Origin of the sequence: Caballeronia sp. NCF2 (assembly GCF_023631205.1) — a bacterium.
In the GTDB taxonomy this organism is placed as follows: Bacteria; Pseudomonadota; Gammaproteobacteria; order Burkholderiales; family Burkholderiaceae; genus Caballeronia; species Caballeronia zhejiangensis.
The window spans coordinates 1-635 of record NZ_JALQDN010000122.1 but is presented as its reverse complement, the minus strand read 5'-3'; the positions used below and the strand labels follow the sequence as shown (position 1 = coordinate 635).

The window sequence follows — 635 nt, the reverse complement described above, 5'->3', positions numbered from 1 at the left end:
ATCGTGACCTATGCGGATGATCTTGTGATCCTGTGCAAACAAGGCAAGGCCGAAGAGGCGTTGCTGAAACTGCGCGAGATCATGGGCAAACTGAAGCTGACGGTCAACGAGGAGAAGACACGAATCTGCAAGGTGCCGGAAGGCACATTCGACTTCTTGGGTTACACGTTTGGGCGGCTGTACTCGGCCACGACTGGGCAGGCCCGCATGGGCATGCGTCCGTCGAAGAAGAGTATCCGTCGCATGGTCGAGAAGATTCATGTGATGACTGCCCTCAAGATGGTATGGCAGGAGACCACGGAGCTGGTGGGCAAGTTGAACCGCACGCTGCGCGGCTGGGCGAACTACTTCAGTGTAGGCACGGACAGACGCGCGTATCGGGCGCTCGACAACTACACCGCTGCGCGGTTGCGTCGGTGGTTACGCAACAAGTACAAAGCCAGGCGAAGCAGGCGCGGGGGCTATCCACGCCCGCACCTCTACAAGCACTTCGGTCTTGTGCGTCTGACGGGGCCTTGGGTGTAACGTGCCGTGTACGAAGGCGTGATGTCTTGTCCGAGAGCCGGATGCGGGAGATCTGCATGTCCGGTTCGATGAGCGGGGTGTGGAAACGGGGTTAAGGCGAGGTTACTCGG

1 protein-coding gene is annotated in these 635 nt (G+C 59.2%); it reads left to right on the top strand.

The window, feature by feature from the left end; genetic code table 11:
* Window positions 1-525: group II intron maturase-specific domain-containing protein (locus NCS02_RS36175; protein WP_250523710.1), on the top strand; the 525-nt coding region annotated here is incomplete at its 5' end.
* Window positions 526-635: the final 110 nt, after the last annotated feature.